The 16137-nt window shown below is 72.4% G+C and carries 15 protein-coding genes; 4 read left to right on the top strand and 11 right to left on the bottom strand.

The features are described from left to right. Positions 1 to 46: 46 nt before the first annotated feature. Positions 47 to 469 (top strand): hypothetical protein, encoded by a 423-nt coding sequence (locus ACWAT2_RS10625; protein WP_402375843.1) that lies wholly within the window; start codon positions 47 to 49, stop codon positions 467 to 469. Positions 470 to 488: 19 nt separating this feature from the next. On the opposite strand, the gene ACWAT2_RS10620 is transcribed toward ACWAT2_RS10625, so the two are convergent. From ACWAT2_RS10620 to ahcY, 4 genes are all read right to left on the bottom strand, one after another. Then, positions 489 to 1715 (bottom strand): acyltransferase family protein, encoded by a 1227-nt coding sequence (locus tag ACWAT2_RS10620; protein WP_402375845.1) that lies wholly within the window; start codon positions 1713 to 1715, stop codon positions 489 to 491. A 123-nt stretch (positions 1716 to 1838) separates the two neighbouring features. Continuing rightward, positions 1839 to 2516 (bottom strand): response regulator, encoded by a 678-nt coding sequence (locus tag ACWAT2_RS10615; RefSeq protein WP_402375917.1) that lies wholly within the window; start codon positions 2514 to 2516, stop codon positions 1839 to 1841. A gap of 44 nt (positions 2517 to 2560) precedes the next feature. Continuing rightward, entirely contained in the window at positions 2561 to 3925 is a 1365-nt protein-coding gene (locus ACWAT2_RS10610; protein WP_402375846.1) for a sensor histidine kinase, read from the bottom strand. Positions 3926 to 4026: 101 nt separating this feature from the next. Then, positions 4027 to 5583 carry an adenosylhomocysteinase gene (ahcY, locus tag ACWAT2_RS10605; RefSeq protein ID WP_402375848.1) on the bottom strand — a complete coding sequence of 519 codons (1557 nt, stop codon included), beginning with the start codon at positions 5581 to 5583 and terminating at the stop codon, positions 4027 to 4029. 158 nt (positions 5584 to 5741) lie between these two features. Between ahcY and ACWAT2_RS10600 the strand changes: the two genes are divergently transcribed. After that, entirely contained in the window at positions 5742 to 6971 is a 1230-nt protein-coding gene (locus ACWAT2_RS10600) for an acyltransferase family protein (RefSeq protein WP_402375850.1), read from the top strand. Between the two features lie 126 nt (positions 6972 to 7097). Here ACWAT2_RS10600 and ACWAT2_RS10595 read toward each other — a convergent pair whose 3' ends face one another. The 3 genes from ACWAT2_RS10595 to ACWAT2_RS10585 are packed head-to-tail and all read right to left on the bottom strand — an operon-like array spanning position 7098 to position 10271. Beyond that, the gene (locus ACWAT2_RS10595; RefSeq protein WP_402375852.1) at positions 7098 to 8027 is read right to left on the bottom strand and encodes a glycine betaine ABC transporter substrate-binding protein; all 930 of its coding nucleotides are present in this window, start codon (positions 8025 to 8027) and stop codon (positions 7098 to 7100) included. A gap of 58 nt (positions 8028 to 8085) precedes the next feature. Beyond that, a complete protein-coding gene (locus ACWAT2_RS10590) occupies positions 8086 to 9003 on the bottom strand; it encodes an ABC transporter permease (RefSeq protein ID WP_402375853.1) in 918 nt (305 codons plus the stop codon). A gap of 8 nt (positions 9004 to 9011) precedes the next feature. After that, positions 9012 to 10271, bottom strand: a complete 1260-nt coding sequence (locus ACWAT2_RS10585) for a quaternary amine ABC transporter ATP-binding protein (RefSeq protein WP_402375855.1) — start codon at positions 10269 to 10271, stop codon at positions 9012 to 9014. Between the two features lie 283 nt (positions 10272 to 10554). Between ACWAT2_RS10585 and ACWAT2_RS10580 the strand changes: the two genes are divergently transcribed. Beyond that, on the top strand, positions 10555 to 11244 hold the full coding sequence (locus ACWAT2_RS10580; protein ID WP_402375857.1) for a YoaK family protein: 690 nt from the start codon (positions 10555 to 10557) through the stop codon (positions 11242 to 11244). Beyond that, positions 11241 to 13049 carry a gamma-glutamyltransferase family protein gene (locus ACWAT2_RS10575; protein WP_402375859.1) on the top strand — a complete coding sequence of 603 codons (1809 nt, stop codon included), beginning with the start codon at positions 11241 to 11243 and terminating at the stop codon, positions 13047 to 13049. Before ACWAT2_RS10580 ends, ACWAT2_RS10575 begins: the two co-directional genes overlap by 4 nt. 30 nt (positions 13050 to 13079) lie before the next feature. On the opposite strand, the gene ACWAT2_RS10570 is transcribed toward ACWAT2_RS10575, so the two are convergent. The 4 genes from ACWAT2_RS10570 to ACWAT2_RS10555 all read right to left on the bottom strand — a co-directional run bounded on the left by ACWAT2_RS10570 (position 13080) and on the right by ACWAT2_RS10555 (position 16126). Further along, positions 13080 to 13511 carry a TA system VapC family ribonuclease toxin gene (locus tag ACWAT2_RS10570; RefSeq protein ID WP_402375861.1) on the bottom strand — a complete coding sequence of 144 codons (432 nt, stop codon included), beginning with the start codon at positions 13509 to 13511 and terminating at the stop codon, positions 13080 to 13082. Next, positions 13504 to 13761, bottom strand: a complete 258-nt coding sequence (locus tag ACWAT2_RS10565; protein WP_402375863.1) for a hypothetical protein — start codon at positions 13759 to 13761, stop codon at positions 13504 to 13506. The genes ACWAT2_RS10570 and ACWAT2_RS10565 overlap by 8 nt, the downstream gene beginning before the upstream one ends. Positions 13762 to 13842: 81 nt before the next feature. Continuing rightward, positions 13843 to 14802, bottom strand: coding sequence for a cation diffusion facilitator family transporter (locus tag ACWAT2_RS10560; protein ID WP_402375865.1), 960 nt, complete (start codon positions 14800 to 14802; stop codon positions 13843 to 13845). 10 nt (positions 14803 to 14812) lie between these two features. Further along, complete coding sequence (locus ACWAT2_RS10555; RefSeq protein WP_402375867.1) at positions 14813 to 16126, bottom strand: CDP-glycerol glycerophosphotransferase family protein; 1314 nt, start codon at positions 16124 to 16126, stop codon at positions 14813 to 14815. Between the last annotated feature and the right edge of the window lie 11 nt (positions 16127 to 16137).

Here is a 16137-nt window from a genome sequence, read left to right as displayed (position 1 = left end):
GGAGACGGGCTGTGTCCCGGCTCGGAGCGGCCCCTAGGGTGACGGCATGCGAACCCACCTTTCCCGGACCACCGCTCTGGCCGCCGCCGGTGTGCTCACCCTCTCCCTGGCCGCGTGCGGAGGCTCGGACGAGTCGGCGCAGGCGTTCTGCGACTCCTTCACCTCGGTCGAGGACCTGTCCGCCGACCTGCAGAGCGTCGACCTCAGCGACCCGGACGCCGCGGCTGCCTCCCTCGAGGAGCTGACCACGGAGATCGAGTCGATCGAGGCCCCCGAGGAGATCGCGGACTCCTACGCCGTGGTCAGCTCCGCGTTCCGCAGCTTCAGCGACACGATCTCCGGCGCCCTGGACGACCCGGCGAACGCCGACCCCTCCGTGCTCACCGAGGCGACCAACTCGTTCACGAGCGAGGAGTTCTCGAACGCGACCGACGAGCTCGACGAGTACTCCACCGCGAACTGCTCCTGACCCACGGCGCACGAGCGCCTCACGACGCCCCGACCGGTCCCGTACCGGCCGGGGCGTCCGCCATCCCGGCACGGGAGGACTCGGACCGGCCGAACAGGCGCACCAGACCGGCCAGGACCAGGAACGTCGCCCCGAACCACACGGGCCGGCTCGCCCACCAGTCCGTGCTCCACGGCTCCGGGAGGCTCTGCCCGAGCCCCAGGAGGACCGCGCCGACGACGGCGAACATCGCGGTCAGATGCCACAGGTAGACGGTCATGGACCGCTGCGACAACCACCGGACCGTGCTGCGGCCCGTGCTCTCGGACCACCGGGCCAGGGCGGGCCGGACCGCGAGCGCCAGGCACACCATCGCCACGGCGTGCAGCACCACGGGCGCGGTGGGCGGCGCGAGGTTGGAGATCTCGGCTCCCGGCATCCCGATCAGGCTCGCCGGGTAGGGGCCGACGGCGATCAGTGCCGCGGCACCGGTGAGCGCGGTCACCGCACCGGTGACCAGCAGCGCCCGGCCGTGCGGCACCGCCCGGCGTCCGTCGCGGCGGTCGGTCGCGTAGGCGACGCCCGCGCCGAACGGCACGGCCCACGCGAGGAGCACGTTGGCCCCTGCCGGTCCGTCGAGACCGGCCCCGAACCGCAGGGCGTCGACGGCGAGCGGCAGGGCCACGACGACGCCGGCCGCGCCCCACCGCCACCGGCGCCAGGCGCGCTGGAGCACAGGGGCGAGGGCCACGAGGACCACCCACACACCGAGGAACCACAGCGGCTGGGGCACCATCCGCACCAGGCGCCACACGGCGGCGTCGGGCACGCCGACGGCGAGCATGGCCACGACCGCCACCGCCCACACACCCAGGAGCACGACGACGGGCCGCGCCGCGCCCAGCAGGCTCCCGCCCAGGGCGCGCCACCAGCGGCCCGGGAGCCCGACCGTGCGCGAGCTGCGGTAGGCGGCCGCGGCACCCGCGGCGAGGAACAGCAGCGGCAGGGTCTGCAGCCAGGTCACGGTCCAGCCCGCGCCGTGGCCGAGGGCGTTGCCGATCCGCAGGGTGCTGCCGTCCCAGGTCGCCTCGGCCATCAGCCAGTGCAGCATGACGACGGCGACGATGCCGAGCGCCCGGACGGCGTCGACGAACCCGTCCCGCCCGGGCCGGCGAGGTTCGGCCCGCTCGGTTACCGCTGCCGCACTCGGGGCTGGCGCTGCCGGCGCGGGCGGCGCCTTCGGCACGAGGGTCGTGGTCTGGGTCATGACAGGCTCCGCAGGTCGAGGTCGTGGTGACCCCTCCAGCCTGCTGACCTGCGGCGACGCGGACCATGGGTGGTTCCCCCGGTCTTCGCGCCGAGAACCCCCGAAAGATCTCGGGGGTTGTCCCTACTCGGGGCTCTGCGCAGAGATGCCGAGGTGCCGCAGCACGGCGAGCACCCGGCGGTGGTCGGCGGCGTCCTGCGGGAGGTCCAGCTTGGCGAAGATCGACGCGACGTTCTTCTCCACCGCGCCGTACGACAGGTAGAGCAGCTCCGCGATCGCACCGTTGGACCGCCCCTGGGCCATCAGGTCCAGGACCTCCCGCTCCCGACCGGTGAGCCGGGACAGCCCGTCGTCGCCGGACGACGCTCCCATGAGCTGGGAGACCACCTCGGGGTCGAGCACGGTCTGGCCGTCCGCGATGCGCACCAGGGCGTCCAGGAAGTCACCCACGTCCGCGACCCGGTCCTTGAGCAGGTAGCCCACGCCGCGCGAGCTCCCGGCGAGCAGGCGTCCCGCATAGCGGGTCTCGACGTACTGGCTGAAGAGCAGCACGCCGAGGCCCGGATGGTCGCCACGGAGGGCGAGCGCGGTGCGCAGCCCTTCGTCGGTGAAGGTGGGCGGCATGCGGATGTCGACGACGACGACGTCGGGCAGCTCGCCCGCGTCGTGCTGCAGCGCGACCTCCCGTTCGAGCGCGGCGCCGTCGGCCACCGCGGCGACGACCGTGTGGCCGCGTCGCTCGACGAGCGCCGCGAGGCCGTCCCGCAGGACGGCGGAGTCCTCCGCGATCGCGACGCGCAGGTGCGGAGCCGGGGGCGTCGGACGGCGCGAGCCCGGTCCGGCGCTCACGAGCGTGGCCGGGTGGGTGTCGCCGGGCGGGTGTGGGTGGGCAGCAGCACGCTGACCACCGTAGGCCCGCCGACAGGGCTGGACAGGTCGAGGGTGCCGTCGACGGCCCGGACGCGGTCGATCAGGCCGGCCAGCCCGGTGCGGTGCCCGCTGCCGTCCGGTGCGACGACGACGGCGCCGCCCCGGCCGTCGTCGCGCACGCGGACCCGCAGACCGTCGGCCCTGCGCTGGACCATCACGTAGGCGCCCGAGGCCTCGGCGTGCTTGACGACGTTGGTCACCAGCTCGGCGACCGTGTAGTAGGCGATGGACTCCACCGCCGGGGCGAGCCGGCCGCCTGCCTCCACGTCCGGGTCGACGTCGACCGTCACCGGCAGCGCCGCCCGCGCCCCCAGCGTCTCCAGCGCCACGGCGAGGCCGCTGTCCAGGGCGGGCGGGTGGATGCCGCGGGCGATCTCGCGGAGCTCGGCCAGCGCCTCCTTGGTGGAGTCGTGGGCGGTGCCGACCAGGTCCTCGGCCAGCGTGACGTCGTCGCCGCCGCCCGAGAGCAGGTCCCGTGCCTCGCCGAGCTGCATGGCCACCGCGACGAGGCGCGCCTGCGTGCCGTCGTGCAGGTCCCGCTCGATGCGACGCAGGCGGTCGTCGGCGTCCTCGACGACACCGGCCCGGGTGCGCTCGAGCTCGGTGACGCGCAGGCTCGCGCGCGTCGGGCCGAGCAGGGCACCGGCCAGGAGGCGGACGAGGGCGACGAACGGCGCCTGGACCAGCGGCCAGAGGAAGAACAGCACCACCCCGGCCACGACGAGGGGCACCTGCCGGGCCGGGGTGTCGGCGAACCAGTACCAGTCCCCCGCCATGATCGAGAAGCCGCGGTGCATCGTGCCGTCCGGCGCCTCCTGCAGCGGGAGCACCCACGACCAGGCCCAGTGGGTCATGCTGCCCAGCGCCGCGACCAGGAACACGGTGGAGACCACGAAGGACGCGAGGGACAGCGGGAACGTCGTCACCATGTACAGGATCGCGCGCCATCCCGTGGCGTCGCCGACCGTGCTGCCGAGCCGACGCCAGAACCCTCGGCGCGGCTGCCGGGGTGCGGGATCGGCGATCTCCATGTCGAGGAAGCGGCGTGCCATCCGCCGGTACATCCCGCCCCAGCCGCGCGCCCCGAGCACGAGACCGCCCGCGACGAACAGCCCCACGACCGTCGCCGCGAGCCCGACCGTCAGCACGGTGGTGAGCACCGCGTAGGCGAGCGCGAACGGGGCGAGCGGCAGGGCGAGCCAGAGGAATCCGTAGGCGCGCCAGGTGCGCCGCGCGAACGGCGCCGTGCGGAACCGCGGGGCAGGCGTGAGGGTGGTCATGGTGCCATCCTCCCGACCGGCAGCGGCTGCTGCCCAGGGTGTGTGCCGCCGTCGTGCCCGGGGGCTACCCCCCGCAACCTCCCCCCGCAACCAGGTGGGGGTCAGTAGCGGTAGTGGTCCGGCTTGAACGGCCCCTCGACAGGCACGCCGAGGTAGTCGGCCTGGGCCTTGCTGAGCTCGGTCAGGCGCACGCCGAGCGCGTCGAGGTGCAGGCGCGCCACCTTCTCGTCCAGGACCTTGGGCAGTCGGTAGACCTGGCGCTCGTACTGCCGATCCTCGGCCGGGCGGGCCATGTCCGCGAACAGCTCGAGCTGGCCGATCACCTGGTTGGCGAACGAGTTGGACATGACGAACGACGGGTGACCGGTGGCGTTGCCGAGGTTGAGCAGGCGCCCCTCGGACAGCACGATGATCGACCGCTCGGCGCGCGGCCCGTCCGCGCCGGCCGGGCCGCTGCCGGCCGGCATCGTCCACTCGTGGACCTGCGGCTTGATCTCGGTCTTGACCACGCCGGGCACGTCGGCCAGGCCCGCCATGTCGATCTCGTTGTCGAAGTGGCCGATGTTGCCGACCACGGCCTTGTCCTTCATCGCGAGCATGTGCTCGGCGGTGATGACGCCGAAGTTGCCGGTGGTGGTGATGAAGAAGTCCGCGTGGTCGAGGACGTCCTCGAGCCGAGCGACCTGGAAGCCGTCCATCGCGGCCTGCAGCGCGCAGATCGGGTCGACCTCGGAGACGACGACGCGCGCACCCTGGCCACGGAACGCCTCCGCGGCGCCCTTGCCGACGTCGCCGTAGCCCGCGACGAAGGCGACCTTGCCGCCGATGAGAATGTCGGTGGCGCGGTTGATGCCGTCCGGCAGCGAGTGACGGATGCCGTACTTGTTGTCGAACTTGGACTTGGTGACCGAGTCGTTGACGTTGATCGCCGGGAAGAGCAGCTCGCCCGCCTCCGCCAGGTGGTACAGGCGGTGCACGCCGGTGGTGGTCTCCTCGGTGACGCCGCCGATCTGCTCGGCGACGCCGGTCCAGCGCAGCGGGTCGGCCTCGAGCGCGCTGCGCAGCAGGTCGCGCACCACGTTCATCTCCTGGGTGTGGTCGGGCTCGCCCGGCAGCGTGTTCGGCGGCACGACGCCCGCGCGCTCGTACTGCAAGCCGAGGTGGACCAGCATCGTGGCGTCGCCGCCGTCGTCCAGGATGAGGTTGGGGCCTTCTCCGGCCGGCCAGACGAGGATCTGCTCGGTGCAGGCCCAGTACTCCTCGAGCGACTCGCCCTTCCAGGCGAACACGGGCACGCCCTGGGGATCCTGGGGCGTCCCGTCGGGGCCGACGACGACGGCGGCCGCGGCCTCGTCCTGCGTGCTGAAGATGTTGCAGCTCGCCCAGCGGACCTCCGCGCCGAGCGCGGTGAGCGTCTCGATGAGGACGGCGGTCTGGACAGTCATGTGCAGCGAGCCGGCGATGCGGGCGCCGGCGAGGGGCTGCGCCTCGCCGTACTCCTCGCGCAGCGCCATCAGGCCCGGCATCTCGTGCTCGGCGAGCCGGATCTGGTGGCGGCCGGCCTCGGCGAGCGCGAGTGAACGGACCTTGTAGCGGCCGGGGGCCTCGTCGAAGCCGGGGGTCGGCTGCGCAGCGGTGGCCGTGGCGGTGTCGGTCATGGGTGCCTCCTGGGGACGTGTCGGTGCTGTCGCGCGCTGGGGGCTCCCGTCGGCGCTGTGGGCGCACCTCGAAGGACGCCCACGTCCCAGGGTAGTAGGTCGGACCCACGCTTGCCCCGGGCTCGAATGTTATCGATTCGTGATCTATGGTTGATCAAATGACCTCGACGCCCCAGACGACGCAGCCGCCACCGCGCAAGCACCTGCTCGACGTGCTGCGGTTCGGCGCAGCGTTCGCCGTCGTCGTCTACCACTTCACGGCCACGCCGACCGCGAGCCAGTACTGGGGCACCGAGGTCAGCACACTCTTCGAGGGGCTCAACCAGGTCTCCCGCTACGGATGGCTGGCGGTCGAGGCGTTCTTCGTCATCAGCGGGTTCGCGATCCTGTGGTCGAGCCAGGGACGCACGCCGGCACAGTTCACCGGCTCGCGCGCGGGACGCCTCTACCCCGGGCTGTGGGCCTGCGTGCTGGCCACCGCCGTCCTCCAGACGTTCTGGTCCGGCGGCCGTGAGCTCAGCCTCCGCGACACGCTCCTCAACCTCACCATGGCGCCGGACGTCTTCGGCGCGGAGCTCTCGCAGGTCGTCTACTGGACCCTGCTCGTGGAGCTCAAGTTCTACGTGCTCGTCGGGGTGCTCATGCTCTTCGGCGCGCTGACCCGGGTCCGCGCCCTGACCCTGGCGCTCGCGTGGCCCGCGGCCGGGATGCTGGTCCAGGACTTCGGCTACCCGGAGGTCGCCGAGCACCTCGTGGTACGCCACTCCGTCTACTTCGGCATCGGGATGGTCCTGTTTTTGCTCTGGCAGGACGTGACGGCCCACCGCGACCAGACCGTGCCCGACGGCGTCGCTCGCCGCGCGCTCCTCATCGACCTCGGCGCGCTCGCGCTCCTCCTCGGCCTCTCCGTGGACCGCGTCACGACCTCCGCCCACCAGGCGAGCGGCCTGCAGGGCGTGCCCGTCCACGGCGGCGTCGCCGTGGCGGTGCTCCTCGCCGTCGTCGGCGCCGTCTGGCTCGCCGTGCAGCCGTGGGCCACGCTCCACAACCGGCACCTCGCGGCGCTGTGCGTCCTGGCCGGCGCGCTCACGTATCCGCTGTACCTGGTGCACACCCAGTTCGGCTGGGCCGTCACGGAGCTGCTGAGCAGCAACGGCTACGGCACCTGGACCGCGCTGACCGCCGCGACCGCCGTCTCGATGCTGCTGGCCGCGGCCATCTACTACGCCGTGGAGCGGCCGTTCGCGACGCGGCTGCGCCGCGCCGTGACCAGCGCCCTGACCCCTGATCTGGCTCGACGTCCGCTGACACCGAGGGTCCCTGACGACAGCGTGCACCACGGCCGCGACGCGATCGCCCAGGTGCAGCAGTCGCGGGTGGCTGCCTGACGTCCCCTCGCCACGGCGGGACCAGGAGGCCGAGGAACGACGGAGCGCCCGTCCCGGACGTCATCCGGGACGGGCGCTCCGTCGTGCTCGGGTGCTGCGGTGCAGCGACGCCTCACGTGGTGAGGATCAGCCCTCGAACGCGGGGATCACGTCGGGGTTGGCCTCGAGCCAGGCCTCGACGCCGGCGGCCGGGTCGTCCGGGTGCTGGTTGACGACCGAGTCCTCCAGGGCGCCGTACTGCGCGTCGTCCAGCTTGATCTGCGAGATCCAGTCGGCGACCTCGGGGTGGTCCTCCGCGAAGCCGTCGGTGCCGAGGAAGTGCAGGGCCTCGGCCTCACCGAGCGCACCCTCCGGGTCCTCGAGCGTCTTGACCGGGTACGACGCGTTGGCCCAGAACGGCTGCCACAGCGTGACGAGGATGTCCTCCTCGTTCTCCGTGGCCTGCTCCAGCTCGGTGAGCATCGCCGTCGTGGAGGACGTCTGCAGCTCGTAGCCGGCCTCGTCCAGACCGTAGGTCGGGATGACGTTGTCCTGCACGGCCGCCGTCAGACCGGCACCGGGCTCGATGCCCGTGATCGTGCCGTCGAACATGTCGGCGTTGTCGGCGAGCTCGGCGATCGAGTCGATGTCGGTGTACTCCGGCACCGCCATGGTCAGCTTGGCGTTGTCGTAGTAGGCGCCGATGTCCTCGATGGAGTCGCCGTACTCCTCCATGTACTGCGCGTGGGTCACCTCGGGCCAGGCCGACGGGTACATGTCCACGTCACCCTCGGCGAGCGCCGTGTAGAGCAGGCCGGCCTCCTGGATGTCCTGGTGCTGGACGTCGTAGCCGGCCTCCGAGAGCACGTTGTCCAGCAGGTAGGCGGTGCTCAGACCGTCGGTCCACGAGGCGATGTAGCCCAGGGTGATGCTCTTGTCGCCCTCGGCGTTCTCGTCGCCGCCCGTGCCGGCGTCGGAGCCCTCGTCCGAGCCGCAGGCGGCGAGCGTCAGGCCCAGTGCGGCGGCGGAGACGATCGCGACGCCCTGGCGGCGGAAGTTCTTGCGGTGGGTGCTCATGGGTGAGCTCCTTCCGTGTCGGTGGATGGTGTCCTGGAGCAAGGTGGGGTGCGGCGGTTCAGACCGCGCCAGCGGTGGCGGCTCGAGCGCCGTCGCCCTTCCGGCTGCTGAGGATGGCGACCAGCGACCGGCCCGTGGGCTGGCCGATGGCGCCGGTGAGGCGGTCGAGGAAGATCGCGAGGATCACGACGGACAGGCCGCCCTCGATGCCGAGCGGGACGTTGAGCGTGGAGATCGACGAGACGACCACGCCGCCGAGCCCGCCCGCGCCGACCAGGCCGGCGACGACCGCCATCGACAGCGCCAGCATGATGACCTGGTTGACGCCCGCCATGATGGTCGGCAGGCCGAGCGGGAGCTGGATGCCCCGCAGGATCTGCCAGGAGGTGCCGCCGAACGCCTCGCCGGCCTCGACGGTCTCGGCGTCGACCTGGCGGATCGCCAGCTCCGTGAGCCGGACGCCCGGCGGCAGGGAGAAGACGATCGTGGCGACGACGCCGGGGACCACGCCGATGCTGAAGAAGACGACCACGGGCACGAGGTAGACGAACGCCGGCATGGTCTGCATGAAGTCGAGGACCGGTCGCATGAACGTGCTGACGGTGTCGCTGCGCGCGGCGAGGATCCCCACGGGGATCGCGACGACCAGCGCGATCAGCGCGGCGACCAGCACGAGGCTGAGCGTCTCCATCGCGGGTTCCCACATCTCCATGCTCACGACGAGCAGGAACCCGAGCACCGTGAAGACGGCCAGCCCCCAGGACCGCACGACCAGCGCGAGCAGGGTGAACAGCCCGACCATGACGAGTGCGGAGGGCGTCATCAACAGCTCCGCGATGCCGTCCACCAGGAACGACGTCACGAGGGCGATCCCGTCGAGGAGCCACTCGAGGTTGTCGTCGATCCAGTCGATCCCCTTGTCGACGACCTCTCCGATCGGCACCTTGGGGATGCTGGTGGTGTCGGGGGTGGACATCGGCAACATCACTGTGCTCCTGCGGAGTCGAGGACGGGCTCGCCGTCGGTGGGACCGTCGTCCACGCCGTCGGCCGGGCTGGCGGCGCTCTCCGTGCTCGGCACGGCGAGCGCGCTGAGCAGCGTCACCCGCGGGATGACGCCGTCCAGGCGACCCTCCGCGCCGACCACCGCCAGCGGCGCCGTGCTGGCCGCGGCGTACTGGAACAGCTCCGCCAGCGGCGTGTCCGGGGCGACCTGGGCCACGGTCTCGTCGCTGACCGGCAGCCTGTCGCTGCCCTCACGGACCGCGTCGGCGACGTCCTGCTCCCACACGATGCCGAGGACCCGACGGTCGCGGCCGGTCACGAGCAGGGAGGAGACCTGGTTCTCGCGCATCAGCTTGTGCGCGGCCTTCGGGCCGGACTCCGGGCCGACCACGGCGACGGGACGCTCCATCACGTCGCCCGCGGAGAGCACGCGCGACCGGTCGACGTCCGCGACGAACTGCGCCACGTAGTCGGTGGCGGGCTCGTTGAGGATCTGCTCGCTGGTGCCCACCTGGACGATCCGGCCGTCGCGCATCATCGCGATGCGGTCACCGAGGCGCATGGCCTCGTTGAGGTCGTGGGTGATGAAGAGGATCGTCTTGCCCAGCTCCGCCTGGAGCTCGAGGAGCTGGTCCTGCATCTCCTTGCGGATCAGCGGGTCCAGGGCGCTGAACGCCTCGTCCATCAGCATGATGTCGGTGCCGGCCGCGAGCGCCCGGGCGAGCCCGACGCGCTGGCGCATGCCGCCGGAGAGCTCGGACGGCAGCGAGCCGCCCCAGCCCTTGAGGCCGACCATGGCCAGCGACTCCTCGGCGCGCGCCTCGCGCTCGGCCTTGCTCACCCCGCGCAGCTTCAGCGGGTAGGCGGCGTTCTCGCCGACGGTGCGGTGCGGCAGCAGGGCGAAGTGCTGGAACACCATGCTCACCTTGGTCCGGCGCACCTCGCGCAGGCCGGCGGCGGACAGGTGCGTGACGTCCTGGCCGTCGATGCGCATGACACCGTCGGTCGGTTCCAACAGGCCGTTGACCATGCGGATCAGCGTCGACTTGCCGGACCCCGACAGACCCATCACCACGAAGATCTCGCCCGGCGCCACGTCGAACGTCGCGTCGATGACGGCGGGGGTCAGGCCTTCCTTGCGTAGCTGCGCGCGGTCCGCGCCCTCGTTCAGCATGCGGACACCGCGCTGCGGCCGGCGTCCGAAGATCTTTGTCAGGCCACTTGCCTCGATGGCTGGCACATTTCTCCCGGGTCGGGGACAGTCTGCTGCCGTCGGGACCGCCGGTGGACGTGCCCGAGCGGGTGGTGAACCCGCGCCCGCGGCTCGCGCCGCGAGTCGACATTCACGTTCTTTGCACGAGCGTAGGCCACACCTCTGAGGGTCCTGCACGAATTCACCCGGTCCCCCGATGATCTTTATCACCATGTGACCAAGTCAGGGAGATCGACCACACTTTGGGGTTCAGATATCCCAGATATCGCCCGTGATGACCGTCGCCGACGGCACCCATAGAGTGACCTGCGTGCACCGCGACCGCCTCCACCTGCGCCTCATGCTGGCGCTGACGTTCTCCACCGGCATCGCCGACGCCGTCGGCTACCTGGGCCTGGACCGGGTATTCACGGGGAACATGACCGGCAACATCGTCATCCTGGGCATGGCGCTCGCCGGGGCGGACGACCTGCCCGTCGTCGGCCCGCTGCTCGCCTTCGCGACCTTCCTGGCCGGCGCCGCCCTCGGCGGGCTGGTGGTGCGCTCGGAGGACGTCGGCTGGACGGAACGCACGACGGTCCTGTTCGGCGTCGTCGGCGCGCTGCTGGTCTCGATCTCCGTGGCGCTGGCGGTGTTCGACGGCGGCATGCCGTACGGCGTCCAGCTCGCCGTCACCGGTTCCCTCGCCGGTGCGATGGGCCTGCAGGCCGCCACGGCCCGGCACCTGGCCGTCAAGGAGATCACCACCGTGGTGGTGACCAGCGCCATCACCGGCCTGGCGATGGACTCGCGCCTCGTCGGGGGGCACGGCAGGCACGTCCGACGGCGCATCGCCGCGATCGCGCTGATCGGTGCGGGGGCGTGCGCCGGCGCCTTCCTGCTGCAGGTGCACGTGGCCTGGGGCGTCGGCCTCGCGGCGGCCATCACCCTGGCGGTCACGGTGCTCGGCCACACCGGCGGCCGCACCACGACCGACGGCACCTCGGACGGCCGGCCATGACCTTCACCCCGCCCGAGCCGCACCAGACCCGTCCCGACCTGCGGGGCACGTTCGGCATGGCGGCCACCACGCACTGGCTCGCCACGGCCACGGCCCAGTCCGTCCTGGAGCGCGACGGCAACGCGTTCGACGCCGCCACGGCGGCCGCGTTCGTGCTGCACGTGGTCGAGCCGCACCTCAACGGGCCCGGCGGGGACATGACGGGCGTCTTCGCGGCGTCCGACGGCGTCCCTACCGTCCTCGCCGGACAGGGCCCGGCACCGGCCGGCGCGAGCATCGAGCACTACCGGGACGCAGTAGGGCTCGAGCTGGTCCCCGGTGCCGGTGCGCTGGCCGCCGCCGTCCCGGGCGCCGTCGACGCCTGGCTCCTCCTGCTGCGCGACCACGGCACGTGGACCGTGCGCGACGTCCTGGCGCACGCGGCCGGCTACGCCCGCGACGGGCACCCCGTGCTCGGGGCCGTCGCCGCCACCGTCGAGCGTGTCGCCGGGCTGTTCTCCGAGCACTGGCCCACCTCGGCCGAGCGCTGGATGCCTGGCGGACGTGTCCCCCGCGCCGGTGAGCTCGTCACGAACCCCGAGTACGCGGCTCTCCTCGAGCACCTCGCCGAGGTGGCGGACGCCGCGCCCTCGCGGCAGGCCGGCGTCGACGCCGCACGCCGCACCTGGCGCGAGATCGTCGGCACGGCCGCCGAGGCCTTCGTCACGACACCGCACCGGCACTCCGACGGCCGCGACCACGCGGGCGTCCTGACGGCCGACGACGTCGCCCGCTTCCGCGCCGGCTACGAGCAGCCGGCGACGGCGGACTTCCGCGGGCGCACCGTCGTCAAGACCGGTGCGTGGGGCCAGGGACCCGTGCTGCTGCAGGCGCTACGGATCCTCGACGGGTTCGAGGACGACCGCCTCGACCCGGCGACGGCGCTCGGCGCGCACACCGTCCTCGAGGCGCTCAAGCTGGCCCTCGCCGACCGTGACGCCTGGTACGGGGACACCGACGTGCCGCTCGACCACCTGCTGTCCGAGCAGTACGCCGCCGAGCGGCGAGCCCTGATCGGCGAACGTGCCTCGCACGAGGTGCGCCCCGGCGTCGTCCCCGGACGGACCGCTCCCCCGGCACCGCTGCGCACCGCTGCCGACGCGGCGACGTCGGGCACCTCAGCGATGGGAGGCGCCGGTGCGGGCGAACCGACCGTGCAGGCGAACGGCACCACCCGCGGCGACACCTGCCACCTGGACGTCGTGGACCGGTGGGGCAACATGATCAGCGCGACGCCGTCGGGCGGCTGGCTGCAGTCCTCGCCGACCGTGCCCGGGCTCGGGTTCTGCCTCGGCACGCGGCTGCAGATGACCTGGCTCGACGAGGCGTCACCGTCGCGGCTCGAGCCCGGCCGCCGGCCGCGGACCACGCTGTCGCCCACGCTGGTGCTGGACCGGGCCGGCGTGCCGGTGATGGCGTGCGGCACGCCGGGCGGCGACCAGCAGGACCAGTGGCAGCTGCCGTTCCTGCTGCGCGTGCTGGTGGGCGGCTACAGCCCGCAGCAGGCGATCGACGCGCCCACCCTGCACACGACGTCGATGGTCGACTCGTTCTGGCCGCGCACCTGGGTGCCCGGGGGCGCGGTGGTCGAGACGCGGCTCGGGACCGACGTGCTCGCCGGGCTCGCCGCCCGGGGGCACGTGCTGACCGAGGCCGGGCCGTGGTCGCTCGGGCGGCTCTCCGCCGTCACGCGCGACCCTGCCACCGGAGTGCTGGGCGCCGCCGCGAACTCCCGCGGCGCGCAGGGCTACGCCGCGGGGCGGTAGCGCGACGATGATCACGAGACGGCCGTTCGGTCAGCCGGCGAGCGTCACGACATGGCGCCGGTCCGACGGCAGCAACGCACGCTCGATCCTCGCGTCGAGCGTGACGAGCACGCCACGACGGTCCGCCGCCACGTTCAGCAGGTGGAAGTCCGTCACCTGGCGATGCCCGACCATGCGGGACAGGTCGACGGCCGGTTCCGCAAGGCTTGTGTCGTCACGCCAGAACTGATGCTGGCGGCGTGCGCGCACCCGCGCCAACGCAGCAAGCGCATCAGCGGTGGACGCTCCGGGATTGGCGGCGGCGTTCGACAGCAGCCGCACCAGCCCTTGCTCAGTCGTCGCGCACGTCGCGAACGCCGGGACGCCCCGCAACCAGCTCAAGGCCGTCGCGTGGTGCACGTGCGCCGCGACGTGAGCGGCGAACAGGACGTTGACGTCCGGCAAGCAGACCCGGTCAGTCACGCGTGGTCCCCCGGACGAGGTCGGTGTCGTCCTCGTCCAACAGGTCGGCCACCTGCTCCGTGGTGATCGTCGGGCGGTCCGGGTGGAAGACGAGGAAGTCCTCGTCCTGGGCGGACAGCAGGTCTGCCTTCTCGACGAGGCGCGCCACCGTGGCAGCGCGCGGCTCGCCTGCCATGGCGTTCCGGTCGATGATCGCCGCCAGCCGTGCCGTTTCCGTCAGGTGGATCCTTCGTCGTGTCGTCGCGGCCATGGCATCCATCTTACTCGGTCAGGCAGCCACCTAGCAGCCTCGCATGCGGCCGTCGGATGCGTCGCACCTCGGCCCGGTGCGTCAGGGCATCCGGCGCGGAGCGACGGCGTCCCCGTCAGAGGTCTTCCCGGCGTGCCGCAGGTCCGGCTCCAGATAGATGACCCGGGCGATGTCGACGGCGGCACGCACCCGGGACTCCGCCGCGTCGATGGCGCGCGCGACGTCTGCTGCGGTGGTGGCTTCGTCCACCTCGATCTTCGCCGCGACCAGCAGCTCGTCCGGGCCGAGGTGCAGCGTCTTGAGGTGGATGATCGAGCGGACGCCCTCACCGACCAGCGCCGACCTGATCGCGGTGACGTGCGCCCGCGTGGCGGACTCACCCAGCAGCAGGGACTTCGTCTCGATCGCGAGGACGATCGCGATGAGCACCAGCAGCACGCCGATGCACGCGGTACCCGCCGCGTCCCACCGGCCGTCGCCCGTCAGCAGCGTCAGGCTCACCCCGAACAGCGCCAGGACCAGGCCCACGAGGGCGCCCAGGTCCTCCAGGAGCACCACGGGCAGCTCCGGCTGCTTGGCCCGCCGCACGAACTCCACCCACGAGGCGCGGCCCCGTACGGCGTTCGACTCGACGATCGCGGTCCGGAACGAGAACGACTCCATGACGATCGCCGCGACCAGGACCGCGAGCGGCACCCACCACCAGCGCCCCTCGATGGGCTCCGGGTGCTGCCACTTGTGGAACGCCTCGTAGAGCGCGAACAGGCCACCGACGGCGAACAGCACGATCGAGACGACGAACGCATAGACGTAACGCTCGCGTCCGTAGCCGAACGGGTGCTCCTCGTCCGCGGCCCGCTTGGCCGCCCGCCCACCGAGCAGCAGCAGCGCCTGGTTGCCGGAGTCGGCGAGCGAGTGCACGCCCTCGGCCAGCATGGACGACGCACCGGTCAGCGCCCAGGCGCCGAACTTGGTGATCGCGATGCCGAGGTTGGCGAGGAGTGCGGCGACGACGGCCTTGGTACCGCCCTGTGCAGACATGGTTCGGATCCTAGCGAGGGCTGGCGCCGGGTGGTGTCCCGTCCACCGTGCGTCGCTCGTCGTCCGCCCTGGCTTCCACGAGGCGACCCAGCTCCCTCTCGTGGCGCTCGATGGCCGCCTCGCAGGCCGCCACGAACCGTTCGAGGGACGCGCCGGGCGTCACGTCGCCGAGGTAGTACTCGACGAGCCGACGGCGCTCCTCACGCGCCGGGTCCTGCGTCGTCGCCGTGCGCAGCAGCCCGGCGACGTCCTCGATGCCGTCCACCCGGAGCCGGGGAGCGACCTGCAGCAAGGGCGTCGTCGCGACGGTCGCCCACGGTGCCGCGACGTCGGTGACGACGAGCGGACGCAGGGTCGGCAGCCATTCCGTCGCAGCGGCCGAGATGTCGCAGACGAGCACGTCCGCCTCCGCGAAGGTCGCTGCCATCTCACCCGTGGTGCGCACCTCGTGGCCGCGGGAGGGATCGGCGGCGGCCGCCGTCTCGACCACCTCCCGCACCTCGGCGTCAGCCGCGGCGTAGGCGGGCGATCGGACACCGGTCAGCGGGTGCGGGCGATACAGCAGGCGCAGCCCGGGGTCCGCGACCACCGCGCGAGCCAGCTCGGGCCCGAGCACGTCCACCGACCCGTAGGCGACCGACGGGTTCGCGCCCTCCCACGTGGGCGCGTAGAGGACCGTCGAGCGTTCGGCAGCCGCCCGGGAGACCGGGTCCGGGCCGAGCACGTCGAGCTGCGGCCGTCCCACGGGCACGCACCGCGCTGCCGCGTCGAAGTACGGCAGGTTGCGGGCGAAGCGGTCGACGGCGGCCTGGCCCGCCACGAAGACCAGGTCGTACGCCTTGTGCTGGTTCGACACGGAGACGGTCTTGTCGGAGTCGCCGTGCAGCAGCGACACGTGCACGAGCCCTCCGAAGCTCAGCATCGTGAAGTTCTGCGGGCTGTGGTTGACGTAGAGGGCGAGCCGCACGTCGCTGCCGGTGAGGATCTCGTCCAGCGTCGCGTGCTGCGCCACCGTGACGACCCGGAGCGACGACTCGGTGCGCAGCAGACGGGCCGTGCGTGAGTCCCCGGCGATGACGACCAGCGGCACACGGCGGTTCAACGCTTCCAGAGCGGTGTACCACTGGCGGATCTGGTACATGCTCTCCGGGGGGTCGCCGAAGAACACGACGGCGCGCGCCGAGAGCGTGGTGCCCTGCAGCGCGTCGTCCTCGCCCAGTCCGTCGGGTATGCCGCCAGGCAGCATCCCCAGACGGCGGATGATCCGCCCGCCGGTCGACCGGACGGTACGGCGCAGCCCTGCGCCGCGCGTCGAGCCGGCCATGAGCACCCCTC

This window comes from Isoptericola sp. GX10416, assembly GCF_056590155.1.
Note: the sequence above shows the minus strand (reverse complement) of the source record. Positions and strands in the feature narration are given on the sequence as shown.